This window comes from Acinetobacter sp. YH12137, assembly GCF_013418535.1.
Taxonomy (GTDB): Bacteria; Pseudomonadota; Gammaproteobacteria; order Pseudomonadales; family Moraxellaceae; genus Acinetobacter.
The window spans coordinates 1-26298 of sequence record NZ_VPBW01000002.1 but is presented as its reverse complement, the minus strand read 5'-3'; the positions used below and the strand labels follow the sequence as shown (position 1 = coordinate 26298).

The 26298-nt window shown below is 41.5% G+C and carries 25 protein-coding genes and 1 pseudogene; 11 read left to right on the top strand and 15 right to left on the bottom strand.

The window, feature by feature from the left end; translation table 11 throughout:
* The first annotated feature begins 286 nt into the window (after positions 1-286).
* From FTU72_RS01260 to FTU72_RS01240, 5 genes are all read left to right on the top strand, one after another.
* Complete coding sequence (locus tag FTU72_RS01260; protein WP_166135179.1) at positions 287-1441, top strand: acyl-CoA dehydrogenase family protein; 1155 nt, start codon at positions 287-289, stop codon at positions 1439-1441.
* A 57-nt stretch (positions 1442-1498) separates the two neighbouring features.
* Positions 1499-2740: an MFS transporter gene (locus tag FTU72_RS01255; RefSeq protein WP_004786258.1), complete on the top strand. Its 1242-nt coding sequence runs from the start codon at positions 1499-1501 to the stop codon at positions 2738-2740.
* 114 nt (positions 2741-2854) lie between these two features.
* Positions 2855-4567: an electron transfer flavoprotein-ubiquinone oxidoreductase gene (locus FTU72_RS01250; RefSeq protein WP_180012231.1), complete on the top strand. Its 1713-nt coding sequence runs from the start codon at positions 2855-2857 to the stop codon at positions 4565-4567.
* A 381-nt stretch (positions 4568-4948) separates the two neighbouring features.
* Positions 4949-5737 carry a PaaX family transcriptional regulator C-terminal domain-containing protein gene (locus tag FTU72_RS01245; RefSeq protein ID WP_005235191.1) on the top strand — a complete coding sequence of 263 codons (789 nt, stop codon included), beginning with the start codon at positions 4949-4951 and terminating at the stop codon, positions 5735-5737.
* A gap of 94 nt (positions 5738-5831) precedes the next feature.
* Entirely contained in the window at positions 5832-6809 is a 978-nt protein-coding gene (locus FTU72_RS01240) for a fatty acid desaturase family protein (RefSeq protein ID WP_180012233.1), read from the top strand.
* Positions 6810-6859: 50 nt separating this feature from the next.
* Here FTU72_RS01240 and FTU72_RS01235 read toward each other — a convergent pair whose 3' ends face one another.
* Together FTU72_RS01235 and yfcF are read right to left on the bottom strand one after the other, a co-directional pair.
* Positions 6860-7816, bottom strand: coding sequence for a cation diffusion facilitator family transporter (locus FTU72_RS01235; RefSeq protein ID WP_180012235.1), 957 nt, complete (start codon positions 7814-7816; stop codon positions 6860-6862).
* A gap of 197 nt (positions 7817-8013) precedes the next feature.
* Entirely contained in the window at positions 8014-8661 is a 648-nt protein-coding gene (gene yfcF, locus FTU72_RS01230; RefSeq protein WP_179993381.1) for a glutathione transferase, read from the bottom strand.
* Positions 8662-8886: 225 nt separating this feature from the next.
* Between yfcF and FTU72_RS01225 the strand changes: the two genes are divergently transcribed.
* Entirely contained in the window at positions 8887-9606 is a 720-nt protein-coding gene (locus FTU72_RS01225; protein ID WP_179993380.1) for a glutamine amidotransferase, read from the top strand.
* 179 nt (positions 9607-9785) lie between these two features.
* On the opposite strand, the gene FTU72_RS01220 is transcribed toward FTU72_RS01225, so the two are convergent.
* The 5 genes from FTU72_RS01220 to FTU72_RS01200 form a co-directional block, all read right to left on the bottom strand.
* The gene (locus FTU72_RS01220; RefSeq protein WP_179993379.1) at positions 9786-10379 is read right to left on the bottom strand and encodes a YceI family protein; all 594 of its coding nucleotides are present in this window, start codon (positions 10377-10379) and stop codon (positions 9786-9788) included.
* Positions 10380-10506: 127 nt separating this feature from the next.
* On the bottom strand, positions 10507-10962 hold the full coding sequence (locus tag FTU72_RS01215) for a GNAT family N-acetyltransferase (protein WP_179993378.1): 456 nt from the start codon (positions 10960-10962) through the stop codon (positions 10507-10509).
* A gap of 182 nt (positions 10963-11144) precedes the next feature.
* Positions 11145-11360, bottom strand: coding sequence for a hypothetical protein (locus tag FTU72_RS01210; protein WP_004786275.1), 216 nt, complete (start codon positions 11358-11360; stop codon positions 11145-11147).
* Between the two features lie 135 nt (positions 11361-11495).
* A complete protein-coding gene (gene tkt / locus FTU72_RS01205) occupies positions 11496-13484 on the bottom strand; it encodes a transketolase (RefSeq protein WP_179993377.1) in 1989 nt (662 codons plus the stop codon).
* A gap of 442 nt (positions 13485-13926) precedes the next feature.
* A complete protein-coding gene (locus FTU72_RS01200; protein WP_179993376.1) occupies positions 13927-14310 on the bottom strand; it encodes a prepilin-type N-terminal cleavage/methylation domain-containing protein in 384 nt (127 codons plus the stop codon).
* A gap of 472 nt (positions 14311-14782) precedes the next feature.
* On the opposite strand from FTU72_RS01200, the gene metK reads away from it, so the two are divergent.
* The 3 genes from metK to FTU72_RS01185 all read left to right on the top strand — a co-directional run bounded on the left by metK (position 14783) and on the right by FTU72_RS01185 (position 18092).
* Positions 14783-15949: a methionine adenosyltransferase gene (gene metK, locus FTU72_RS01195; protein ID WP_004786281.1), complete on the top strand. Its 1167-nt coding sequence runs from the start codon at positions 14783-14785 to the stop codon at positions 15947-15949.
* 335 nt (positions 15950-16284) lie between these two features.
* The gene (locus FTU72_RS01190) at positions 16285-16629 is read left to right on the top strand and encodes a hypothetical protein (protein WP_004786283.1); all 345 of its coding nucleotides are present in this window, start codon (positions 16285-16287) and stop codon (positions 16627-16629) included.
* Positions 16630-16880: 251 nt separating this feature from the next.
* The gene (locus FTU72_RS01185) at positions 16881-18092 is read left to right on the top strand and encodes a YeeE/YedE family protein (protein WP_034169960.1); all 1212 of its coding nucleotides are present in this window, start codon (positions 16881-16883) and stop codon (positions 18090-18092) included.
* Positions 18093-18137: 45 nt separating this feature from the next.
* On the opposite strand, the gene FTU72_RS01180 is transcribed toward FTU72_RS01185, so the two are convergent.
* From FTU72_RS01180 to FTU72_RS01170, 3 genes are all read right to left on the bottom strand, one after another.
* Positions 18138-18647 carry a hypothetical protein gene (locus FTU72_RS01180; protein ID WP_179993375.1) on the bottom strand — a complete coding sequence of 170 codons (510 nt, stop codon included), beginning with the start codon at positions 18645-18647 and terminating at the stop codon, positions 18138-18140.
* 62 nt (positions 18648-18709) lie between these two features.
* Positions 18710-19489: a TIGR03915 family putative DNA repair protein gene (locus FTU72_RS01175; protein ID WP_179993374.1), complete on the bottom strand. Its 780-nt coding sequence runs from the start codon at positions 19487-19489 to the stop codon at positions 18710-18712.
* On the bottom strand, positions 19489-20748 hold the full coding sequence (locus tag FTU72_RS01170; protein ID WP_179993373.1) for a putative DNA modification/repair radical SAM protein: 1260 nt from the start codon (positions 20746-20748) through the stop codon (positions 19489-19491). The genes FTU72_RS01175 and FTU72_RS01170 overlap by 1 nt, the downstream gene beginning before the upstream one ends.
* 208 nt (positions 20749-20956) lie before the next feature.
* Here FTU72_RS01170 and FTU72_RS01165 point away from each other — a divergent pair, with 208 nt between their 5' ends.
* Positions 20957-22000, top strand: coding sequence for a nitronate monooxygenase family protein (locus tag FTU72_RS01165; RefSeq protein WP_180012237.1), 1044 nt, complete (start codon positions 20957-20959; stop codon positions 21998-22000).
* A 65-nt stretch (positions 22001-22065) separates the two neighbouring features.
* On the opposite strand, the gene FTU72_RS01160 is transcribed toward FTU72_RS01165, so the two are convergent.
* Together FTU72_RS01160 and dusB are read right to left on the bottom strand one after the other, a co-directional pair.
* A complete protein-coding gene (locus FTU72_RS01160) occupies positions 22066-22743 on the bottom strand; it encodes a hypothetical protein (protein WP_125279326.1) in 678 nt (225 codons plus the stop codon).
* A 245-nt stretch (positions 22744-22988) separates the two neighbouring features.
* Complete coding sequence (gene dusB / locus FTU72_RS01155; protein WP_179993370.1) at positions 22989-24035, bottom strand: tRNA dihydrouridine synthase DusB; 1047 nt, start codon at positions 24033-24035, stop codon at positions 22989-22991.
* 102 nt (positions 24036-24137) lie between these two features.
* On the opposite strand from dusB, the pseudogene FTU72_RS16500 reads away from it, so the two are divergent.
* A pseudogene (locus FTU72_RS16500) lies at positions 24138-24482 on the top strand (site-specific integrase); the annotation flags it as partial.
* A gap of 176 nt (positions 24483-24658) precedes the next feature.
* Here the strand turns inward: FTU72_RS16500 and FTU72_RS01150 are convergent.
* The 3 genes from FTU72_RS01150 to FTU72_RS01140 form a co-directional block, all read right to left on the bottom strand.
* Positions 24659-25129, bottom strand: coding sequence for a transposase family protein (locus tag FTU72_RS01150; RefSeq protein WP_180012239.1), 471 nt, complete (start codon positions 25127-25129; stop codon positions 24659-24661).
* The gene (locus tag FTU72_RS01145) at positions 25077-25472 is read right to left on the bottom strand and encodes a transposase family protein (protein WP_071851480.1); all 396 of its coding nucleotides are present in this window, start codon (positions 25470-25472) and stop codon (positions 25077-25079) included. The genes FTU72_RS01150 and FTU72_RS01145 overlap by 53 nt, the downstream gene beginning before the upstream one ends.
* Positions 25473-26023: 551 nt before the next feature.
* Positions 26024-26298 (bottom strand): IS30 family transposase (locus FTU72_RS01140; protein WP_180031404.1); only part of this gene is annotated, 275 nt, incomplete at its 5' end.

The following is a 26298-nucleotide window of genomic DNA, read 5'->3' as shown; positions in this document are numbered from 1 at the left end:
GGTATTTAATTAACAATATACATAAATTTCGTTCAAAGTAAACTATTCAAATTTGAACAAAAAATATTTTATAACGCCTTAAAAATAGCATTAATCAAACTAAATCAATTATTTAAATCTAATTTTAAAGCAAAACATATATATCGCACAGCGAAATATACTTTCGTATATATTGATCCTTGTTTTAATTTTAATTAGTATCCGCATAAATTTAGCTTAGTGATGAGTTTTTATTCACATTGGACAAGATGTGGACAGAACGAAATCCTAGATACGGAGTTAGGACATGATTCGTGATCAGGAAACCTTAGACCAGTTGGTAGATATGATTCGCCAATTTGTAGAAGGCGTATTAATCCCAAATGAAGAAATTGTTGCAGAAACGGATGAAATTCCTGCAGAAATCGTGCAACAAATGAAAGAGTTGGGCTTATTTGGTTTAACCATTCCTGAAGAATATGACGGTCTTGGCCTGACCATGGAAGAAGAAGTCTATATCGCTTTTGAACTGGGCCGTACTTCCCCTGCTTTCCGCTCATTGATTGGTACGAATAACGGTATCGGCGCATCTGGCCTGATCATCGACGGTACTGAAGAGCAAAAACAGCACTTCCTGCCAAAACTGGCTAGCGGTGAAATCATTGGCTCGTTCTGTTTGACTGAACCGGATTCAGGTTCTGATGCAGCATCTTTGAAAACCACTGCTGTGAAAGATGGCGATGAGTACATCCTGAATGGTACCAAGCGCTTTATTACCAATGCCCCACATGCGGGTGTGTTCACGGTAATGGCTCGTACCAACCCAGAATTGAAAGGCGCTGCTGCCATTTCAGCGTTCATCGTTGATAGCAAATTACCAGGTATTTCACTGGGTAAACGTGACAAGAAAATGGGCCAAAAAGGCGCACATACCTGTGACGTGATCTTTGAAAACTGCCGTATCCCTGCATCAGCTTTGATTGGCGGTGTAGAAGGCGTTGGCTTTAAAACTGCGATGAAGGTTCTGGATAAAGGCCGTATCCACATTGCCGCACTAAGCGTGGGTGCTGCAACCCGTATGCTGGAAGATTCATTGCAATATGCCGTTGAACGTAAGCAGTTCGGTCAGGCGATTGCCAACTTCCAGTTGATCCAAGGCATGCTGGCAGATTCTAAAGCTGAAATTTATGCAGCGAAATGTATGGTGCTTGATGCAGCGCGTCGTCGTGATGCCGGCCAGAACGTAAGTACTGAAGCATCTTGCGCAAAAATGTTTGCAACAGAAATGTGTGGCCGTGTCGCTGACCGTGGTGTGCAAATCCATGGTGGCGCGGGCTACATCAGTGAATATGCAATTGAGCGCTTCTACCGCGATGTGCGTTTATTCCGTCTTTATGAAGGAACCACGCAGATCCAGCAAGTCATTATTGCTCGCAATATGATTCGCGAGGCGACTCAGTAACAAGTTTGGCCTGATCAACTCTCCTTGCGATCAGGCCTTTTTTATAGGTAATGGATGATGGCTATAACGAATACAATTTCAAAAATTGGCCCAAATACCTGGAAAATCGCATTTATCTTTGCATTCCTCGCCCTGCTGGTCGATGGTGCGGATTTAATGCTGCTTTCCTACAGCTTAAACAGTATTAAAGCTGAATTTGGCCTAACCTCTGTGGAAGCTGGGATGCTCGGAAGCTTTACCCTTGCAGGTATGGCAGTTGGAGGTATATTCGGAGGGTGGGCTTGTGATAAATTCGGTCGTGTACGTACCGTCGTTGTCTCAATCCTTTTATTTTCGGCATTGACTTGTGGTCTTGGTTTTACCCAAAGCTTTGCTCAATTTGGTGCATTACGTTTCTTCGCTTCTCTTGGATTGGGTTCTTTGTATATTGCATCGAATACTTTAATGGCTGAGTACGTACCAACTAAATATCGTACAACTGTTTTAGGTACATTACAGGCTGGCTGGACAGTTGGCTATATCGTTGCGACCTTGCTTGCGGGCTGGTTAATTCCAGATCACGGCTGGCGCATGCTGTTCTATGTGGCTGCAATTCCAATCGTAATGGCGATCCTGATGCACATCATGGTTCCAGAACCAGCTGCATGGCAAGAAAACCGCTTCAAAAAAGTTGAAGTGACTGACAAACCTGCTGAGTCGACCTGGAAGCTGATTTTCCAGGATAAGAAAAACCGCAACATGTTTATCTTATGGGCTTTAACTGCTGGTTTCCTTCAGTTTGGTTACTATGGCGTTAATAACTGGATGCCGACATACCTTGAAAGTGAACTCGGTATGAAGTTCAAGGAAATGACTGCCTACATGGTCGGTACTTATACCGCGATGATTCTCGGTAAAATCCTTGCAGGCTTAATGGCAGATAAATTCGGACGTCGTTTTACTTATGCCTTCGGTGCAATTGGTACAGCGATCTTCCTGCCATTGATCGTATTCTATAATTCACCAGACAACATTCTATACTTATTGGTGATCTTCGGTTTCCTATATGGTATTCCATATGGTGTGAATGCAACATATATGACTGAAAGCTTCCCAACCAATGTACGTGGTACAGCAATTGGTGGTGCATATAACGTCGGTCGCTTGGGTGCAGCGATTGCGCCAGCTACGATTGGTTATCTGGCAACTGGCGGTTCGATCGGTTTAGGCTTCCTGGTCATGGGTGCAGCATACTTTATCTGTGGTCTGCTCCCTGCACTGTTCATCAAAGAAAAACTCTACGATCCTCAAAAATCTTAATCCGTTTTAGAAAAAGCCTCCTAGGAGGCTTTTTTCATAATCAATTCCCAACTTTCTATTTAAAAACTTTTTCACTGTGGTAAAATACCGCTAAGCGAAACAGGATTTCTTATTATGGAAGATATTTCTAGAGAATCGATGGAGTTTGACGTTGTGATCGTAGGTGCGGGTCCTGCCGGCCTGTCTGCTGCAATCAAGATCCGTCAACTTGCAATTGAAAACAATTTAAATGATCTGTCCGTTTGTGTCGTAGAAAAAGGCTCCGAAGTCGGTGCACATATTCTTTCGGGTGCTGTGCTTGAACCACGTGCCATGAACGAACTATTCCCGAACTGGAAAGAAGAAGGTGCACCTTTAAATGTACCAGTGACAGAAGACAAAACTTTCTTCCTTCTTTCAGATGAAAAATCACAAGAAGCACCGCACTGGATGGTGCCTAAAACTATGCATAACGATGGTAACTACGTGATCTCACTGGGTAACGTGGTGCGCTGGTTAGGCCAGAAAGCCGAAGAGCTGGAAGTATCGATCTTCCCGGGCTTTGCTGCTTCTGAAATTCTGTATCATGAAGATGGTACGGTGAAAGGTATCCAAACCGGTGACATGGGTATTGGTAAAGATGGCGAACCGACGCATAACTTTGCGCCGGGTTATGAGCTGCATGCCAAATACACCATCTTTGCTGAAGGCTGCCGCGGTCATTTAGGTAAACGCCTGATCCAAAAATTCAATCTGGATAAAGATGCTGATCCACAGCACTACGGGATCGGCATTAAAGAACTTTGGGAAATTGATCCTGCCAAGCATAAACCAGGTCTGGTAATGCATGGTGCAGGCTGGCCTTTATCTGAAACCGGTTCTTCAGGTGGCTGGTGGTTATACCATGCTGAAAATAACCAGGTGACATTAGGCATGATCGTGGATCTTTCTTATGAAAATCCACACATGTATCCATTCATGGAAATGCAGCGCTGGAAAACCCATCCACTGATCAAACAGTATCTGGAAGGCGGTAAACGTATTTCTTATGGTGCGCGTGCCGTAACCAAAGGTGGTTTTAACTCCCTGCCGAAATTCACCTTCCCGGGTGGTTCTTTAATCGGTGATGATGCCGGCTTCCTGAACTTTGCCAAGATCAAAGGCTCACACACTGCCATGAAATCCGGCATGTTGTGTGGTGAAGCGGTATTTGAAGCGATTGCTGCCGGTGTAAAAAAAGGCGGTGACCTTGCCGTTGCACGTGTAACTGAAGGCGAAGACTTCTTCGTAAAAGAGCTAACTGCTTATACAGACAAGTTCAACAACAGCTGGTTAAAAGAAGAGCTGTACAGCGCGCGTAACTTTGGCCCGGCAATGCACAAGTTTGGTCAATGGATGGGTGGTGCATTCAACTTCATCGACCAGAACGTATTCAAAGTGCCATTCACCCTGCATGACCTGGTTCCTGACTTCAGCACGCTAAAAACGGTTGATGCAGTGAACTTCAAGCCGAACTATCCAAAACCGGATGGTAAGCTGACGTTTGACCGTCTGTCTTCTGTGTTTGTATCGAACACGGTGCATGAAGAAAACCAGCCTGCGCATTTAAAACTGACCGATGCTTCGATTCCAGTAGATGTCAACTTACCAAAATGGGATGAGCCTGCACAGCGCTACTGCCCGGCGGGTGTTTACGAAATCATGGAAAATGATGACGGTTCAAAACGCTTCCAGATCAATGCAGCGAACTGTGTACACTGCAAGACCTGTGACATCAAAGATCCATCTCAGAATATCACCTGGGTAACACCGGAAGGTGGCGGTGGTCCGAATTACCCGAATATGTAGGGTAATTTGTGTGAGTAAGAAATCTTTTTCTTGTTCATATACCCAATTTTGAAGCAGTTATAACTAACACTTCACTTTAATTTTTTAGGTAATCCCAGTTCCCTAGGGAGCTGGGATTAAAAATAATCAAGAATAAAAACAGATTCACGTCTTTTTCGCTGACTTGCTGCTTAGACCAGCTTATTGACTGTGAAATACTGTGCCTCAGTAGAAAACCAACACCTTATCTAGTCATTTTTATCCATATACGTTGTCTTTAATTAAAATTAATTGCCTGAATATACAAACACTTTAGTCGTATTCCTCTTTGGTTCTTCCTATTCAAAATGCTATTGTACAAAAAGTTTCCAATTTCTCATTTTCTAATCACGATCTAGTTTCATGACTTATAAACTGAATGCCCGACATCTGGTGCTAGACCTGCTCTATGCCTCACATAACTCTACTGTTAGCATCAAACAGATGTTATGTGCAGCAGATTTATTAGGAATCTCTGACAACAGCTTGCGGGTTGCAGTCGCACGACTCAATCAGGATCAGATCATTCAGTCAGTAGAACGCGGCATTTATCAGTTAATTGAAAAAAAATTTGATACTTCTTTTATCAGCCTGAACAAACATCCCAATATGCAGACCGCTACGGCTTGGGATGGTAAGTACATTCTGGTTTATACCGGTGCTTTGGGGCGAGTAGATCGTACGGCCTTATCTAAACGGGAAAAAGCCCTGCGTTATTATGGATTTCAGGAACTGGAACAGAATGTGTTTATCCGCCCGGATAATTTACAACTTGGTTTGAATGAGCTTAAATCAGCAGCCGTCAAGTTTGGTCTGGATCAAGGCGCACGATTTTTTCAGGTCAGCGAGATCGATCAGCACACTCATGTATCTGCACTTTGGGATATTCATGGCCTGCATCAAACTTATTTGAATATCAGTCAGGAAATTGAACAATGGTTTGAAAACCATCAACAGTTATCCTTGGCTGAATCAGCTAAAACTGCCTTTTATCTGGCAAAATCTGCTGTATTTAGTCTGCGTGCAGATCCGCTATTGCCTGAAGAATGGCTAGACGCTCCAGCCCGACAAAAGTTTGAACTGGCTGTACGGCGTATGGAAGAACAAGGCCAGCAGTTATGGCAGCAATATTTTCAGCAGCAAGGCGTATAATTTATTTCCTATACAATCACAAAAATAAATTGACTGTAATATTTTAATTCAAATATAGTGACAAGAAATACAAGAACTAGATCAAGGCAGAATAATGAACAGTAAAGTGAGTGTCACAGAGCTATTTAGCCGTGAAGAAATCAAAGAGCTGACCACCCCATCCGACTTACAGGGGGCTCTGGCAGTAGGCTCAACTTGGGCTGTGATTGTTTTGACCTTTGGCACAGTCGCTTATAGCTGGGAATATTTACCAGTCTGGGGAAAAATATTGATATGTGCCTTGGCATTAGCCATTCTGGCAGGTCGTCAGCTGGCTATGGCCATTTTAATGCACGATGCCTCACACCACAGTCTGTTTAAAACCAAGTGGCTAAACACACACTTCACTGACTGGTTGTGCGCCCGTCCGATCTGGAATGAGGTCGGTAAATATCGTCCTTATCATTTGAAACATCATGCCCGCACCTCTCAACCTGATGATCCAGATTTAGGTTTGGTGAAAAACTTTCCAATTACTAAACAATCATTATTTAGAAAATTCTTTAGAGATTTAAATGGTCAATCCGGCCTAAAATTTCTGGCTGGCCGAGTCTTGATGGATTTAGAACTTCTGGAATGGAGTGTTTCCAATGATCCGAAACCAATTCCTCGTGGTAATCGCAGTAACTTGGAACTGGCAAAGAATCTGTTAAAAAATAGCTCGGGCATGCTGATTTCTAATGCTGCCCTATTTTCTGCACTTTGGGCCAGCGGTCATCCGAAACTTTATTTATTGTGGCCGTTAGCTTATATCACTCCTTTCCCACTCTTTATTCGTATCCGGGCAATGGCTGAGCATGCTGGTCTGGAAACTAGCCATTCTGCTTTAACTAATACCCGTACCACCCGTGCAGGATGGCTAGCGCGTGCTTTCGTTGCACCGATTCATGTAAATTATCATATTGAACATCATTTAATGGCCTCTGTTCCACATCAAAATCTGCCCAAAATGCATCAGATGCTGCGAGAGCGCGATTACGTGAAAGCGCCACCCAGTTATAAAGATGTAATTGTGTCATTATTAAAAGGCTAAAATTAAAAGATCGAAGTTTAAAAATACATTATAGGTGATAGCAAAATTCCTCAAACTTTATGTTGATGGCTTTCTTTATGCCTAGAATGCTCATGAGAGTGGGCTGATTGCCGATGCTGTTCCGGGGGACAATCTTCTGCTTCAATTTGTAATGTCATCTCGGTAATGTGATGTTCATGGTGCAACATCTCGAATGCCTCCTGATGCAACTTTTTATAGTCAACGTCTGGCGCAACCAAATGCACGGTTAGCATGACTTTCTTGGAAGTAATCGCCCAGACTTTTAGCTGATGAATATCTTTAACACCGTCTAGCGCCAGTAGGTCATGGCGCAGTTTTTCAATATCGATTTCATCGGGAACTCCTTCCAGCAGAATATTGATGCTCTGTTTCAATAAAATCCATGTCCGTGGAATGACCCAGAATCCGATCATGACCGCAATCACGGTGTCAATCCACATCCAACCGCTGAAATAGATGATGATTGCGCCAATAATGACACCCACCGAACCTAGTGCATCACTCAGTACTTCCAGATAAGCCCCTTTAATATTCAAGCTTTCCTGACTGCTAGAAACCAGAATTTTCATGGAGATCAGGTTAATGACCAGTCCAAGTATGGCGACAATCAACATGCCCAGACTTTCAATTTCAGGGGGATGGCTCAGGCGCTGGTAAGCTTCGAACAAGATATACATCGCCACCAGAAATAGCATAATCGCATTAAACAAAGCTGCCAGAATTTCAAATCGCTGGTAGCCAAAGGTACGTTTATCATCTGCGGGTTTTTGCCCGATCTTAATCGCAGCCAGTGCAATCGCCAATGCAGCGGCATCGGTAAACATATGTGCTGCATCAGAAAGCAAGGCCAGACTCTGAGTCATAAAACCGGCAATAACTTCTACAATTAAAAAGGCTGTCGTTAGGGCTAAGGCGATGGACAGTTTTTTGGCATTCTTGGCACTAACTTCTACATGACTATGATCATGATGATGTGATCCACCCACCTTATACTCCTTTTCATTTGAATCTGATTCTAAGTTTTAGCTACTTCTTATTACCTATACTTTCTATACTACGCTTGCTCTGCTGATATTTAAGCAATTTTTTGTATAACTTGGCTCTCTTTTAAAATATCCATGTCTATTCATTAAGCAAACTTAGTACTTAAATTATTAAATTAACCTCTCTACCGGACATAGAATCAAAACTCAGCATGAGTCCTCAATTTTTCATTTTCCAAAATCCAGGACTGCACTGAAGATCGCTGAAAATTACGCTGGATATAGGCCTGAATCTTTTCGGGAAGCTCAACATCATGACTAAGCAGACGATGCAGCATAAAGGCTAGATCAAAGTCTGCAATTGACCATTGTTCGGTGAGCCACAACTCTTCAACTAAAATTTCTGTGATTGCCAGTAAGCGCTGAATATCCTGCATGGTTTCAGCCGATGCGATTAAAGGCCTTTTAGGTGGAACAAAGATCGAAGTTGAAAGCATATCCTGCCGGATAGAGGAAAAATCAGTTTTAATCAAAGCCTGAACGGCGCGACATTTTGCTCTGGCTTTCATCTCTGCAGGATATAAAGCACGATAATCCGGTGCCGGAAAAGCATCTTCCAGGTATTCAGTAATCGCCCACGATTCAAATAAATGAAAATCATCAATGATCAGACAAGGGACTTTGCCACTCGGACAAATTTTACGATAAGCTAAAGATTGCTGTTCCAGCAGATCCAGATCGATCATTTTTTCCTGAAAGTTGAGTCCTTTCTCTTTTAGAGCCACATAAACCGACATGGTATAAGGACTGATACGTTTTTTATCGACATATAAGCAGATATTGTGCATTTTTTATCCTGCCTCTTATGATTATCCACTGCTTTCTACTCTAACGCCTTTTTTATAGAAAAGGAAAATATCGCTGCATATTGATACAAAGCGGAGTTATAGTCTTACATAGGATTGCCGATTCGGATGAATCACCTACCTAAGGCTAAATCACCGGATTAAAAAGACTTCTAATTTTTTGCAGAATAACGTTAAATAAATATTTTCCATTTAGACCTGACTGCTATGCTGAACCTTGATCACTTCCCCGATACCGTATATGCCATTCAACATCTGGCTTTTGAAGACCTAGGTGCCTGGGAAGATGTATTTTATCAGTTGGGATTACGTGTTCGCTATTTTGAAGCCGGTATTGATGACCTGCGTAAAGCGTATGAATATAAAGGTCTGACAATTATTTTAGGGGGTCCAATTGGTGTTTATGAAACGGAGGACTACCCTTTCTTACAACAAGAAATAGACTTACTTAAAGTGCGTTTAGAAAAGAATTTACCCACTTTAGGTATTTGTCTGGGTGCTCAACTCATGGCTCATGCACTCGGTGCTAAAGTCTATGCAGGACATAGCAAAGAAATTGGCTGGTCTAAACTTAGTCTTCCAGCCACTGAGAATAATCCACTACAAGCCTTGGAAAATATTGAAGTGCTACATTGGCATGGCGATACTTTTGATCTGCCTAAACAGGCTGAATTATTAGCCAGTTCCAATCTCTATCCAAATCAGGCTTTCCGGATAGGATCAAATATTCTGGCTCTGCAATTTCATCCTGAAGTCGCTGGCGATAGCCTGGAAAAGTGGCTAGTTGGTCATACCTCTGAATTACGTCAAGCTAAAATTAATATCCCAGTTCTTCGGGCAGCCAATCTTCAATTTGCACCTGTACTGGAAGGCACTTCTAAAGCTGTCCTAGAGCAATATCTGACTCAGTTAAAAATAGTATCTTGAGCAAAGGTACTGGATAAATATTTATAATTAAAAGTTTGCAAAATAGATTAATGGAATCATAGCTAAGATTTTTTAGTTTAGATAGATGCCGATTCTGTTTCATAATTCATCTATTGGCCCAATAAAAAAGCACCTTTATAAAGGTGCTTTTTTATTTTTATGCAGAATGGAAATAAATCTTATTTCTTTGCAGGTTCTGTAGGAATGGTCGCTTCAGTGGTGATCTGAACAGTAATCTTGTCACTCACATGCGGAACATTCGCGCCTAAGCCGAATGCAGAACGGTCAAATGATGTTGTGGCATTGAAACCAATTGCCGGAACTTTTGCCATTGGATGTTCACCCTGTTTATTTAACACGGCATCCAATACCACTGGTTTGGACACGCCTTTAACGGTTAAATTACCGGTAATCTTGAAGTTCTTTTTGTCCTTGGTTTCTACCTTAGTACTTTTGAACGTAATATTTGGATATTTGGCTGCATCAAAGAAATCTTCTTTCTTTAAATGGTCATCCAGTGCAGTTACGTTGGTATTAATACTAGAAACTGGAATGGTCACATCTACAGAAGATTTTGCTGGCTGTTCATTGTCGACCACAATTTTACCCTGAATATCAGAGAAATTGCCTGATGGCGTAGAAAACCCAAAATGGTTCCAGCTAAATACCGTCGCAGTATGACTCGGATCAATTGTATAAGTCACCGGTTTTGCAAAGCTAAAAGTTGCAATAGATGCGGCTACCAAGCCTAAAGTTAATGTTTTCAAATTCATGTTGTTATCTCTCGTCTGAATTAACTTCAGTTTATAGAATCTTGAACCGTTTACATCCCTAAAGATAAAACGTTTTGTTGCAACTATGAAACGATAAAATTGTAAATTCTCGTGTAAATCTAAGCATTTAAGACATACGATACTGGATAAATCCGGTTTTTTTGGCCACTTTATCATAGAGCAATCTGGCTTTATGGTTCGATTCATGGGTCAGCCAGTACACCCGATCACAATTACGCTGCTTTGCTACATCATAGATATGCTGAATCAGTACACGTGCTATGCCCTGCCCGCGATAATCCGGATGAACAAATAAATCCTGCAAATAGGCATAAGGACGCATGGTCCAGCTACTGTCATGCTCAACCACATGAACTAGCCCGACTACTTTTCCATCAATCAGTGCAGCAAAACCATACATATTGTCCTGTCCAGGACTAGTGAGCTTGGCCCAGGTATTTTCACTGATTTTTTCTGAAATTTGCGCCTCATAAAAGGTTTGATAGCCTTTCCATAAAAACAGCCATTCCGGCTGTGATATTTGCTCTAGAGATTTGATCTGGATCTGGGATGATATTTCCATATTGAGTAACTTCTTTGGTTTATGTCTTTAATTATCTTTAAGTCAATTATTTACGATATGAGTCATTAGGTTTTTATGATGGCACGAACTTAGATTTATCTCATCTAATGTTCATAAGCAACTGTCAGAGGAAATCATCCGACATAAAAAAAGCCCCATTCAGGGACTTTTAGTATTTTCTGTTAAAGTTTTTCAACCAGAATACGATCCACCTGTTTCAAACCAGAATGCTTTTCATGGTTCTTACGACGTACTTTAATGATTTTTTCTTCAGCCATTTCCTGAAGTAATAGCTCAACCGCAACCATTGCTTCAAGGGGTAGATCCTGCCCGATCCATTTCTGCTCGCCTGCATCCATTAAAGTAATTTCATCACTAATTTGTTCATACAAGCTCATGTTTATCTCACTCTTTCATTTCAATTATGGGAGAACACTTTTTAGCGGTTGCCACATGAAAACAAGGCTAGAAAGCGGAAAAACAAAAGACGCCCCAAAACTGGGGCGCCCTTAAAAAACGACTTAATCAGTTGATTAAGCAGTAATCTCTTTTACAGCTGCTACAACAGCTTCAGTTGTAATGCCGAAGTGTTTAAACAGGTCTTTAGCAGGTGCAGATTCGCCATAAGTGGTCATGCCGATCACACGACCATCCAGACCTACAAATTTCCACCAGTAATCTACATGTGCAGCTTCAACCGCTACACGTGCACGAATATTTGAAGGAAGAACCGCTTCACGATACGCAGCATCCTGTTTCACGAACTCTTCAGCACATGGCATAGATACCACACGTACACCTTGAAGCTGTGCATAAGCTTCCATTGCAAGAGAAACTTCAGAACCAGTCGCAATGATGATCGCTTTCAATTCGCCTTTTTCTTCAGCCAGAACATAACCACCTTTCGCTACATTCTCAATTTGTGCTTGAGTACGCGTTTGGAATGGCAGGTTTTGACGAGAGAAGATTAACGCTGTTGGGCCTTCTGAACGCATCAAAGCAGATTTCCAGGAAATCGCTGCTTCAACAGTGTCGCATGGACGCCATGTATTCAGGTTTGGTGTACCACGTAAAGATGCGATTTGTTCGATTGGCTGGTGTGTAGGACCATCTTCACCCAGACCGATTGAATCGTGAGTGTAGACATGAATCACGCGTTGTTTCATCAGTGCAGACATACGTACTGCATTACGTGCATATTCCATAAACATCAGGAATGTTGCTACGTAAGGAATGAAACCTCCGTGAAGAGCAACACCATTGGCAATCGCAGTCATACCAAATTCACGTACACCGTAGTGAACATAGTTACCTGCTGGATTGTCCTGTACGCCTTGTGCACCTTTCCAAAGTGTCAGGTTAGAACCTGCAAGGTCAGCAGAACCGCCTAGTACTTCTGGTAGTGAAGGCACAAGAGCTTGTAACGTATTTTGGCTCGCTTTACGTGTAGCAATGGTTTCTTCTTTTGCATTTACTTCAGCGATATAAGCATCCGCTTTTGCAACAAAGTCAGCTGGAAGATCACCAGAAAGACGACGTTTTAATTCAGCTGCTTCTGTTGGATATTTTGCTGCATAAGCGGCAAAAGTTTCATTCCATGCTGCTTCAGCTTGTGAACCTTTATCTTTGGCATCCCAAGCTGCGTATACATCCTCAGGAATGACAAATGCTTCGTCTGACCAGCCTAAAGCTTCACGAGTCAATACGATTTCGTCATTACCCAAAGGTGCACCGTGACAGTCTTCTTTACCCTGTTTGTTTGGTGAACCTAAACCGATCACTGTTTTACACATGATGATGGTTGGTTTATTCACTTCAGCTTTTGCTTCAACAGTGGCTTGACGGATTGCATCAGCATCATGACCGTCAACTTTGATCACTTGCCAGCCATAAGACTTGAAGCGTTGTTCTGTATCGTCAGAGAACCAGCCTTCAACTTCACCGTCAATCGAAATACCGTTGTCATCATAGTAAGCAATCAGCTTACCCAGACCTAAAGTACCTGCCAAAGAACATGCTTCGTGAGAAACACCTTCCATCAAGCAGCCATCGCCCAGGAAGCAGTAAGTGTAGTGATCTACAACTTTGATATCTTCCTTGTTGAATTGCGCTGCTAAAGTTTTTTCAGCCAGTGCAAAACCAACAGCATTTGCGATACCTTGGCCTAATGGGCCAGTGGTTGTTTCAATACCCGGTGCATAGCCCAATTCTGGGTGACCTGGAGTTTTAGAATGAAGTTGACGGAATGCTTTAAGATCTTCAATTGAAAGATCATAGCCCGTTAAATGAAGAAGTGCGTATTGAAGCATAGAGCCATGGCCATTCGACAATACGAAACGGTCACGGTTAGCCCAATTCGGATTTGTTGGGTTATGGTTTAAGAATTCGCGCCAAACCACATCAGCGATATCTGCCATCCCCATTGGAGCACCTGGATGTCCTGAGTTTGCTTTTTGCACAGCATCCATTGCCAATACACGAATTGCGTTTGCAATACGACGTTCATTAAGCGGGGTTGTCATAAATCAGCGTCCAAATAAATTCAGAAGAAATAGGAAATGATGAAAAGACTTTCAAAACTGCCGTCTATTGTCTTAAAAAAACAGCGAGGGGTAAAGACTAGCCTACAATATTTATCAATTTATTGATCTTGTATTTACCTATCGGATAAATATTCTGCACTTTTAAGGTGCATTGATTGACTAGAGTCTAAGTTAAATTCTAATAAGATGATAAATCTGGGATTATTCTTAACTATTTTTTATAAATTAAACTTTTACAATATGTTGAATTCCTCTTCAGGATACCTCCAGCTAGGAGTCAAAACAGAAGATCCAGACTTAAATAAGTGATCTTTTTCCAGTCCATAAAAATGCATATGTGAATATCTAATGTCTGCCCAAGATCATCAGACATGAAAAGATAAAGGTTGAAGTTCAATCAGGCTAGTCGATACCACGAAAATCATTGTCCTCGGCAATCTTTAGGTAAATAACGCTGACTGATATCGCTCGAAGAACAACTGCCGCCATAGACATCAAAGGCGATGGATTTGCCACGGATTGCCGTATCTATCCCATCCTGCCGTAGCTTAAATTCAATCCGGCAAGCTGCATTGATCACGACTTTTTCAATATATTGGGTTCCGCTGCCAATTTGACGGCCTGCATCACAGTGACCATCAGAGGCAATAAATTGAGTTCGATAGCTACCTGCCTGCTCAAAAACCTCTGCTAGTTGGCTTCGCACGACATAACTGTGATAACTCATGCCTGCTACTGTCGCCAGAATGGCAATAATTGTGAATACAATCATGACTTCAATCAAGGTAAACGCCTTTTGATACATGCTTTTCCATCTCCGTACAGTCTTTTAAACAAGTCCATACCAAAAGATTTCGCCACTTCCTGACAGGCGGTTTCTGAAGGCTTGAAGCTACTATGCAGAGTCGTACTATTTGCAGCAAGGCTGTCTGTCGTATGATCAATACACCCGCCTTAAGTTATTAATAGAATGATCACTTTCCTTAATATTTTAAACACTCTAATTTTTATATTTTTCTTAGTATTTAGTTCTGCAAATTTGTTTGGAAATATCACTGCTTAATTAGCGTCTCTTATCAATTCACAGACTATTTATTAAGTTTATTAAATGAATCTAGCCTGCTGTTTAATTAGGCATATCAGTTTTTTTAATTCCAATAATCAAATAAAAGCACAATAATTTGAAACAATTTCGTGCAATTTTGTCGAGTTGCGCTAGTCCTAGAGCACAAGTCGATGTAACATATCGGGTCTTTAAATTTAACTGTGATAGGACTATGCGCGAGTACGCTGTATTTACTTCGGAATCTGTAAGCGAAGGCCATCCAGATAAAATGGCTGACCAAATCAGTGATGCTATCTTGGATGCAATCTTAAAAGAAGACCCATACGCACGGGTTGCTTGTGAAACGCTTGTAAAAACAGGTGCGGTTGTACTTGCCGGTGAAATCACAACAACTGCGAACATCGATTTTGAAGCGGTTGTCCGCCATACCGTTAACAGTATTGGTTATCATCATTCTGACCTAGGTTTTGATGGTTCGACCTGTGCGATCATCAACATGATCGGTAAGCAGTCTCCTGAAATTGCTCAGGGTGTAGACCGTCAGAAACCTGAAGATCAAGGTGCTGGCGACCAGGGCTTGATGTTTGGTTATGCCAGCCGTGAAACTGATGTACTCATGCCTGCGCCAATTTCTTATGCGCACCGCTTAATGGAAAAACAGGCTGAATTACGCCGTAACGGTACATTGCCTTGGTTACGTCCAGACGCAAAAAGCCAGGTGACTTTCGCTTATGAAAATGGCGTGCCTGTTCGTCTAGATGCTGTTGTGCTTTCAACTCAACACGATCCTGAAATTTCACAAGCTCATTTAAAAGAAGCTGTGATTGAAGAAATCGTGAAAAAAATCATTCCTGCCGACATGTTCCATGCAGACACCAAATTCCACATCAATCCGACCGGGATGTTTGTGATCGGTGGTCCTGTAGGTGACTGTGGTCTGACTGGCCGTAAAATCATTGTAGATACTTACGGCGGTATGGCACGTCACGGCGGTGGTGCATTCTCTGGTAAAGATCCATCAAAAGTTGACCGTTCTGCTGCTTATGCAGGCCGTTATGTTGCGAAAAACATTGTCGCTGCGGGTCTTGCTGATAAATGTGAAATTCAGGTGTCTTATGCAATTGGTGTTGCCGAGCCAACTTCAATTTCAATCAATACTTTCAATACAGGCAAAGTGTCTGATGAATTGATCGTTCAATTGGTTCGTGAGCACTTTGACCTGCGTCCATATGGTATTACCCGTATGTTGAACCTGATCCAGCCAATGTATAAACAGACTGCGGCTTATGGTCACTTTGGTCGTGAAGGTTCAGATACTGCATTTACTTGGGAAAAAACTGACAAAGTCGAAGCACTTAAAGCATCTGCTGGTCTATAAGTTTTCAAGTTTTAAAAGCTCGCTTTATGCGGGCTTTTTTATGGCTTCTACTTTTAGCCTGACAAAAATTGAGCTGGAAATAGTTGTGTTTTGTTACATCTAAAACTCATATTAAAACGGATAAACTTATTCTTTATAAGCAGTGAGAAGCAATCCATATAAGGGTTGTAAGAAAATACATTCAAATAATCAGACGATTTATATTTGGCAAAAATTGTATAAGCCTTTATAAAAATTACATTTAGCGAACAAATTCTGATCTAATTATTAGCATAAATTCAAATAAATACTCGCTAGACTGTTTTCGACCTTACAACTACAAAGGATATGACACGATGAATAAATTACTTGTTGCTTTGGGTTTAGCTGCAACCGTTGCTTTAGTGGGTTGTAATAAGAAAGAAAATCCTGAAACAGGTGCGACAACTGGCGAACATTTAGAAAATGCTGCTACTCAAGCAGGCCATGATATGGAAGATGCCACTCATGAGGCTTCTCAGGAAACTGACCAAGCCATGGATAATGCGGCTGCAAATGCTTCCCGTGCCGCTGATGAAGCCGCCGCTGCGACTTCTCGAGCAGCAGATGCAACTGCTGAAGCCGCTAAAAACGCGACTGCTGCAACTGCCGGTGCTATTGAAGAAGGTGCAGGCAAAGTACGCGAGAAAGCTGAAAATTAATTTTTAAAGCTTTAGATCTTTAAAAGCCTGCTTTGCAGGCTTTTAAACTTTTTATACATTTCACTATTAGGCAGGTGATTGTTCTAATTAAGCTGATATCTTTTGAAATAATCACGACCTTATATCATTTAAATTCATAATTATTATCAGTTATCAGGATGTTTAATTGGCTCTTAGAAATTCTAGATCAGCCCATTTTAGTGAGAAATTGCGTAATATACGCGACTTTATTTTTTAAAGCTTGATCTCCCATGTTTGTTATTGCTGCGTCTTCCCAGCGATCGAATCTCTCGGTCTGGGTGGCTTTTATTTTACTTGTATTAGGAACTGTCGGTGCCTATCACATCGTGGGCCTGAACCAGGCTCTATTATTTCTGGTGGGTGGTGCACTGGGTATGACCTTGTATCATGCCTCGTTTGGTTTCACCTCCAGCTGGCGCGTCTTTATTAAAGAACGTCGTGGTCGTGGCTTACGTGCCCAAATGATCATGCTGGGTCTTGCTGTCTTGCTATTTTTTCCTGCTTTAGGCGCAGGTGAACTGTTCGGTAATCCAGTTCAAGGCTTTGTCAGTCCAGTTTCGCTTTCTGTGGTAATCGGGGCATTTATTTTCGGGATTGGCATGCAGCTCGGTGGCGGTTGTGCATCAGGCACACTTTATACCGTTGGTGGTGGTAGTGCCCGTATGCTGGTAACCCTGTTCTTCTTCTGTGCTGGCTCACTGATTGCGACTTCGCATATTGACTGGTGGTTTAACCTACCCCATTTCGCACCCATCTCCATTGTAGAAAGTTTTGGTGTCATTCCTGCACTTGTTTTGAGCTTTGTCATTTTTGCTGTTATTGCTACTGCAACTATCTTTTTTGAAAAGAAACGTCATGGCAATTTAGAAGTTGAACCTCAAAGCCAGCATCAGGGCTGGAAACGCTTTTTGCGTGGTCCATGGCCATTAATCTGGGGTGGAATCATTTTAACCCTGCTTAACTTTGCTACTTTGGCGCTGGCTGGTCGTCCATGGGGAGTTACTTCTGCCCTTGCTGTCTGGGCCGCGAAATCTGCAAGTTTTGTTGGAATTGATGTAGCCTCTTGGGCGTATTGGCAGCAACCAGCCAATGCCAAAGCCTTATCTGAATCGCTCTGGTTCGATATTACGTCTATGATGAACTTTGGCATCATGCTTGGTGCATTATTGGCTGCCAGTCTGGCAGGTAAATTTGCTCCGAACTTCAATATTCCAAAACGTTCATTGGTTGCTGCGGTTATTGGCGGTTTGATGCTTGGCTACGGCGCTCGTCTGGCTTATGGCTGTAATATTGGTGCCTATTTTAGTGGTATTGCTTCGGGCAGCGTACATGGCTGGTTATGGCTGGTCTTCGCATTCCTTGGAAATGGTCTGGGTGTAAAACTTCGTCCAATTTTCTTCCCCGGTGAGAAACCTCAACCAGAAAAACTGACTGGTTGCTAAATAAAAAAGCCCATCTTTGCGATGGGCTTTTTTATAGCTTAATACTTACAACGCAGCTTTTAGATTACAACCATAATTCATGGTTTGTTGAACCTGACGATAAGCCGTATAACGGTCCAGAATAAAAGTATAGAACTGATCGCTAGATGCAAAATTGGATTTCAGGTCTTCATTCTCGGCTTTAGGCAATTGAATTTCGTCGACCAGATTCAGATTATAATGCCCCAAGCGATACATCTCAGCAAAATAACCATTCATCATGTCACAATAGGCCACTTTACTGGATTTTAGCGCAGTCCGGCTGACAGGATGCTGATTCAAGGTTTGCAGGTTATTCACATCCAAAGGCAACTGATGAGAAAAGGCAATGCTTTCTACTTTTTTAAATTGCTGAAAGTCCTGTGCCAACTTACTGTTTAGATCATCAAAACGTTGCTGTAATTCCTGTGCACTTTTAACCTGATATTTACCCGGATCTACTGCTATTTTCTGTTGCTCTGCTGAACATGCAGCCAATCCAGTTACCATAGCTAATGATGCCAGCCATACCTTCATATCTATACACTCGATCTAAATATTAGCTGTCATTATGCCTTAAACTTGGGCGAAGATTTTATTTAAAGTACTTTCTCATTCATATAACGCCAGTAGCGTTTAGGTACATACTGGATATGCAGCTTCATATTTTGTCGTGCCTGAATATTCACGCTTTTAAAATAATCTTTCCAAAGCTGATCATAGAGTACTTCTTCATCATCCAGTTCAATGCTAAAAGACTGACTATGTCCAATCCGGATTTGTGGATCAACTATTTCTGCATTCATCTCTATCTGGTGCACATCATTTAAATCGTAATAGATGCCGTACTGGCGCTGCTCATCATAAATTAGCCAACGCTGGTCTTGGTAACGTTCCTTAAAATGTCGGGAAATAATCGGCAGTACATTAAAATCCGGTTTGACCAGACTGAGAAACAATCCATCTTTGGCCTTTTTGAAGCGGACAAAAGCTTCCATACGATGCTTTTCACGCCCGACCTGTTTCATCCATTGTGACATTCCGATGACTGCATGATGGCCATAATCTTTATCAACCGGCCGCTGATTTTGAAATACATAAACTGCAAAATCGAACAGGTTCTGAAATGCCTGTTCTTTTTCAGAAAGAAAAGCATAATAAAAGGCTTTTAAACTACTGGATGATACTTTCTGTTTTAAGCCTTGCCAGACCCGCTGTCCCTGACTTTCATTCGGAGCTACATGAATAAAATCATCGAATAAGCCATTTTGTGCCTGCGGATTGGCCGTCACTTTGACATCAAACTCTTTAAACTCAAAAGCCCGAAATACACAGCTTAATAAACCGGTCATGGTGCCATCAAAACAGTACTGTGCCATCAGAAACCGAATCCCAGTTGAGGTGACAGTTGCTGCTGATATTTGGATTGACCGGCTTGTAAAATCTGCTGGCGAATCTGCTGGGATTGCTGCTCCTTTTTAAATTTCGGTGTATCTGCACAGCGAATAAAATGCTGCGCCCGGTTATACGCCACGCCCATCCGTTTTAGTTGATCGATATGAATCTGACCAAAACGGCGTGCCTGTACAATCTTTTTGGCAGAACGTACTCCAATGCCAGGCACGCGTAATATTATCTTGTAGTCGGCTCGGTTAATATCAACCGGGAAGGCCTCCGGATGGCGTAAAGCCCAGCTCAGTTTTGGATCAATATCCAGATCCAGATTTGGATGCTGGTCATTCACAATTTCATCTGCTTCAAAACCATAAAAGCGCATCAGCCAGTCAGACTGATATAGACGATTTTCTCTTAATAAGGGTGGCGCTGAGCCGATTGCAGGTAAGGCTTTTTCTTCGGGATTAATCGGAATATAGCCAGAAAAATACACGCGTTTCAGCTTAAATTCCTTGTAGTGCCGATCAGCCATCAAAATAATATCTTTGTCCGTTTCACTATGCGCACCGACCACCATTTGCGTGGTCTGTCCTGCGGGAACAAATTTGGGAACGGATTTGATGATCTTACGTTCATCTTTCAACTGGATTAAGCGATCCCGTACAATTCCCAGATCTTTTTGCACTTCTGTATGGGTTTTCTCTGGAGCAAACTTTTGCAAGCCTGCTTCGGTTGGCATTTCCAGGTTGATACTCATCCGGTCGACATATAAACCCGCTTCAGTAATGATCTCCTGCGATGCTCCGGGAATGGTTTTGAGATGAATATAACCATTAAAATTTTCTTCAAGACGCAGCTTTTTCACCACCTGCAACATCCGCTCCATGGTGTAATCTGCTGATTTAAAAATTCCCGAACTTAAAAACAGCCCTTCAATATAATTACGGCGATAAAAATTCATGGTCAGATCGACCACTTCCTGCACGGTAAATGCAGCACGTTTTACGTCATTGGAACGACGAGAGACACAATAGGCACAGTCAAAAATGCAGACATTTGAAAACAGTATTTTCAGTAATGAGACACAGCGACCATCTTCGGTATAGCTATGACAGATTCCATTTCCGGTATTGCCCAAGCCTTTGTCTTTATTTTTACGGTTACTGCCACTCGATGAACAGGACACATCATATTTGGCAGCATCAGCTAAAATTTGTAGTTTTTCTCGGATACGTTCAGACATGATTTCAGCAAGTTGTTGGCTAAAAACCTATTATAAATTTTCCCCGCTATACACTATAGCTTTCCAGTCTTTGTGGCGACATCTCATGTCGTAAGAAATGTAATTAAACCGTTATCCATACAGCATTATTTCAAAATAAAATAACCAATATGATTTGCTTAATTTTGCGGCTATAGGCAAAGTAGATAGAGTAACAGGGAGCAAATCTATGTCTTTATTAGAAAAACTCGGAATAAAACATCCTATTTTCTTGGCCCCTATGGCAGGCGTTTCGACACCTGAACTGGCAGCGGAAGTTTCAAATCAGGGTGGTCTGGGTTCGCTGGGCTTGGGAGCCAGCAGCGTAGAGTCTGCGCGCCAGCAGATTTTAAAAACTCAGGAACTTACAGATTGTCCGTTTCAGGTTAACTTTTTCTGTCATGACAGTCAGCCTCTTGATGAAAACGTAGCCCAAGCCTGGATTGACCAGTTTAAAGATAAATTTGCTGAATACGGAATTAATCCACCCACTCAATTGAACTGTATTTACCCAAGTTTTAAAGACAATGATGATTTCTTGAATCTGGTTCTAGAAACCAGACCATGTGCGGTCAGCTTTCATTTTGGCATTCCTCTCCCGCATCAGGTTCAGGCCTTAAAAGATGCCGGTATTCTGACGATGGTATCTGCCACCAATTTTGCTGAGGCCAAAGCCATTCAAGCGGCAGGGATTGATATCATCATTGCTCAAGGCATTGAGGCTGGAGGTCACCGGGGTATCTTTAGTACCAAGTTTGATGCCTCAGTCAAAACCTCTAATCTAGTGAAGTTAATAAAACAGCATTTTTCACTGCCAGTGGTTGCTGCAGGCGGAATTATGAATGGTGAACAAGCCCGTCAGATGATGGACTTTGGCGCTGAAGCAGTACAATTAGGCACGGCATTTGTTCAATGCAAATCTTCCAATGCCAATGACGCCTATCGTAAAGCGCTACTGTCCAAGCCGCTGACTCAAGTTAGTGCCAGCATTTCCGGCCGCCCAGCGCGTGGCATCATTAATCACTGGCACATAGACGTAGACACGCCTAATCGTCTGGATGTTCCTGCCTATCCATATACTTATGATCTGGCCAAGCAGTTACATGCAGCAGCGTCCAAACATGGTGATCAGGGTTATGGCGCGTTTTGGGCAGGTTCAAATGTGGCGCAAATTCGTGAGATGGAAGCTTCTGATTTAATTAATCAGTTAGTGCTGGAAATGAAACAAAAATAAAGCAAAATTTAATTTTAGAATATAAAAAAACCTCTCCAAAGAGAGGTTTTTTTTATATCGTTCTTTTAACGAGTCATACGATGCCAAGCATCTTTGATCGCAAATTTTGCTTCTTCCCAATTCAAACGAGATTCACCTTTTACCTGTTCCCATTTGGTTCGTAATTCAGGTTCGGCATGTTCGAAGTCAGTTTGACGGTCATATAGCGGACGGTTTTCATAACCAACCCGATAAGCACCACGATAGTCACGATCATAGTCGAGATCGCTGTAAGTAGTGCGTGATTCCGTATAATACGGACGGTTGGTATGCTCAGTTCTCCAGTAATCATCTTCCTGCTTAATCGTGTCCGGATGCTGATAATTATCTGCCTCTGGATGATTTTCTGGATGCTCGTAGTTATCCGTCTGTTTCGGATGATCAGGTGAAGCAATATCATTCCCTGCAATACCGCCTACAACACCGCCAATGATACCGCCTACTACTGCCCCTGGAGGACCACCTACCAGACCGGCAGTCGCTCCAACTGCTGCCCCGCCTAAAGTACCTGCACTGGTAGCAAGTACATTATCCTCACCTTCATTCATATCTGGCACACGAGGATTATCTTTTTGAGGTGAATTCAAATCTGGTCGAGCACTGGCATCTGTTGCATCTTGATTTAATGCGTCACTACGTTCCTCTGGTAATTCAGTCGAGGTTTTATTGCCAAAGTCTGTAACTGGACGATTGGTATTTGTCATTATAGATCTCCCTTGATCATGAGAATGAACAAGATTGAATAAACATCTTGCCATGCTAGAAATTCAGCTTAGAGCAATTTCACGTAAACAATGTCCATATCCTGTCCAGTTTCAGTGAACTTAATATGCGGCTATGTTCACTACAGTCTTTAATGTAACGGAAGCATATAAAATTTTAGCTATAAGATAAAAAAGGTACTGTATTTACTACAGTACCTTTTAGAAGAACTAGGAAATCTCTCTTTTTATTTGGTTTCTAGCAGATTCACCTGATTCACCTGTACATCGCTCATGATATGTCCATGTTCCAGTAATCCATTAAAATAGTTTTCCACCACTTTATATTGATCGGCAGTGTTTTCTACCTGATACATATTTTGACGGAATTCATTACTGGAACGTAGACCTTTGGTATACCAGGCAATATGCTTACGCGAAATACGGCAACCTGAATATTCACCATAAAACTCATAAAGCTCGGATAAATGCCCTAGTAGCACATCTTTCACTTCAGCAATACTTGGCGCAGCCAGATGCTCTCCGGTTTTTAAATAGTGTGCAATTTCACGAAAAATCCAGGGGCGACCTTGTGCTGCACGGCCGATCATAATGGCATCCGCACCTGTATAGTCCAGTACATATTTAGCTTTCTCAGGGCTATCAATATCTCCGTTCGCAATCACGGGAATATTCAGCATTCCTTTCACTTCCTTAATTAAAGAATAGCGTGCCGTATTGAGGTACATGTCTTCACGAGTACGGCCATGTAATGCCAGCGCTGCAATCCCCGCGTCTTCAGCACGTTTTGCAACTCGCAGAATATTTTCATGACCGTTGAGATAGCCCAAACGGGTTTTTAAAGTCACAGGAACATCAACTGCAGCAATGACTGCATCTAAAATACGTGCAACCAGATCTTCATCCTTTAACAAGGCAGAACCGGCCAGCTTATTACAGACTTTCTTTGCTGGACAACCCATATTAATATCAACAATTTGTGCCCCATTTGCAACCTGATAACGCGCTGCCTCAGCTAAGTCATGCGGATCAGAACCGGCAATCTGCGCTGAAATTGGTGCCAGCTCACCATCAAAATTCGCCCGATATAAGCTTTTTTTACTCATGCGCAAGGTCTTGTCAGAAGTCATCATTTCACTGACTGCATGACCCGCACCGAAGTACTTGCATAAGGTTCTAAATGGACGATCGGTGACACCTGCCATGGGAGCGACCCAAAGTTTCTTATCTATTGACCTATCAAACAATTCTGAAATTACATTATTTTTACTCAAAATCTTTAACCTCATTTAACTTCGTTTAGTCGCTCCGTATTGACTTTTAACGCTCTTTATTTGCAACCTATTTGCACCACTACATTTTTATGGTGCAAATTCATGGGCATGGTCACTAAGCGACAAACAAAAGACGGTACAACTCGGTATAGAGCTCAGATCCGTATATAACGTCAAGGCTACCCTGAATTTAAGCAATCCAAAACGTTCAGCAAAAAATCATTGGCTGAGGAATGAATCAAACGCACGGAAGCCGAGATTGAATTGCACCCTGAAAAAATATTGAACCCTGAGATGCAACTTAAGCACAAAACCCTTAGAGAACTCATATTTCAGTATTTGGATGAAGCGGACAGTTTTGCTAGGACAAAAACAGGAGCACTACAGCATATCGCTAGTTTAGATATTTCTAACAAGGATATCTATTCCTTAACCTATGAGTACTTCTAAATGATGGGATTTTGAAAGAAAAATGATGGGATTAAAGGATTATTCTTAGGGAGTTACTAATACTCATTCACCACCAGTAATTATAAGTATGTCAAAAGTACAAATTATATTTTTATTAATTTAAAAAACCTAACATGATGGAAAACTTGTTTACATTAGATTTCTTTCATAAGTCATTTTTCACTCAGCTCCAAGTTATAAATTCCAGCAATTAGATTGAATCTTAATGCTAGTCTTTTGCCTCGATTGCGATATCGCTCAGCAAGAATTTTGAAGGTTTTCAAACTGCCAAATACATGCTCAATTCCAATTCTTCTTTTATTGATTTCCTGATTATAGATTTTTAGTTCGGAATCCAGTTTACAGCGCTTCTTTGCTTTTAATGGCAACAAGCTATTTGGATACACTGTATAAATTCCCTGATAACCCTTATCCGCAAGGATAAATGCACCTGCAGGAATCTGATTCAAGTTACGTTTGAAGAGTTCGAAATCATGTACGGCACCACGACTCGTACATAAACTCAGGATTTTTTGAGTTTGATAATGAATGATGGCCTGTACTTTGAAAGTGTGGGTCTTTTTCTTGCCGCTATAGCTTTTCTTCTGTTTTTTTAGGCCTTTGGATTGGAATTTCCGTGGCATCCACGATTACAACATTCCAGTCGATGCCTTCGCCCTCGGGTAAATCTTTGGGTAAATTAAACAGATTGGACCGAATCAGGCAGTCTTCAACATGACGGACAATTCTTGAGGCTGTGGGCTCTGAAACCCCGTAACTCGTCGCAACGTGAAATAAGGTTCGGTATTCCCGCCAATAGCTCAGACAGAGCAGAACCTGATCCTCCAGGCTTAACTTGGGCGGTCTGCCTTTGGCAGGGACATGTTTCTTCAATTGCTCAACCATCAAATAGAAAGTTGACCATGAGATGCCTGTGTATCGCTTGAACTGAGGATCAGAAAGCTTGTTTGAATCGATGTATTTCATCCGCAGATTATGCACGAATGCTAAGAAATCCGGAGTGCAAATATTAACCAAAAAGAAGATCGTTTTTTGATTTATGAAAGAGATCTAATGAAATTAAATACATAAATTCAAAAGCATAAATATATACTTTTACTGAAATAAAAGATCACAAATATAAATTATTTAGATTAAAAAATTATTACTTAAACTTATAGTTCACATAAAATAATTAAATGAATTTTATTATTATCTATCACAGCATTTATAACATATAATATTTATGTGATTTATCATCCATTTTAACAGGTTATTGTTAAATGAAACGTATTTTTATGTTTTTTTTGCTATTTATATCTTCTATTACTAGTTTAATCACGTTTAGTCTAGCTGGTTTAGCTAAAGATGTTTTTTTTCTGGGAATTGGTGTCTTATTTACCATCATTACCCTTCTAGTTTTTGCTGAGATTAGGTCATGGAAAAGTGACCCTTTCAGGGAGTAACATTAAAATTAGAGATAGGCCCATATTTAGTGGGCTTTTTTTTACAATAAATTTATTTATTAAATGGCGGATTCAAGCGGCAAGTGCAACAGTATAAAAACCAGCCATAACTTCACTCGGTGTATACCAACCTAGTGTTTTTCTAGGACGATGGTTGAGTGCAAATTCTATCTGCTCTATTTGTTCGTTTGACACGCCATCAAACGATGATGATTTTGGTAGATATTGACGGATTAAACCATTCGTATTTTCATTTCTAGCTCGCTGAATAGACTTGTAAGGATCAGCAAAATACGTCTCTATGCCAGCATCAGTAATTCTTTTGTGTTCGGAAAATTCTTTGCCAT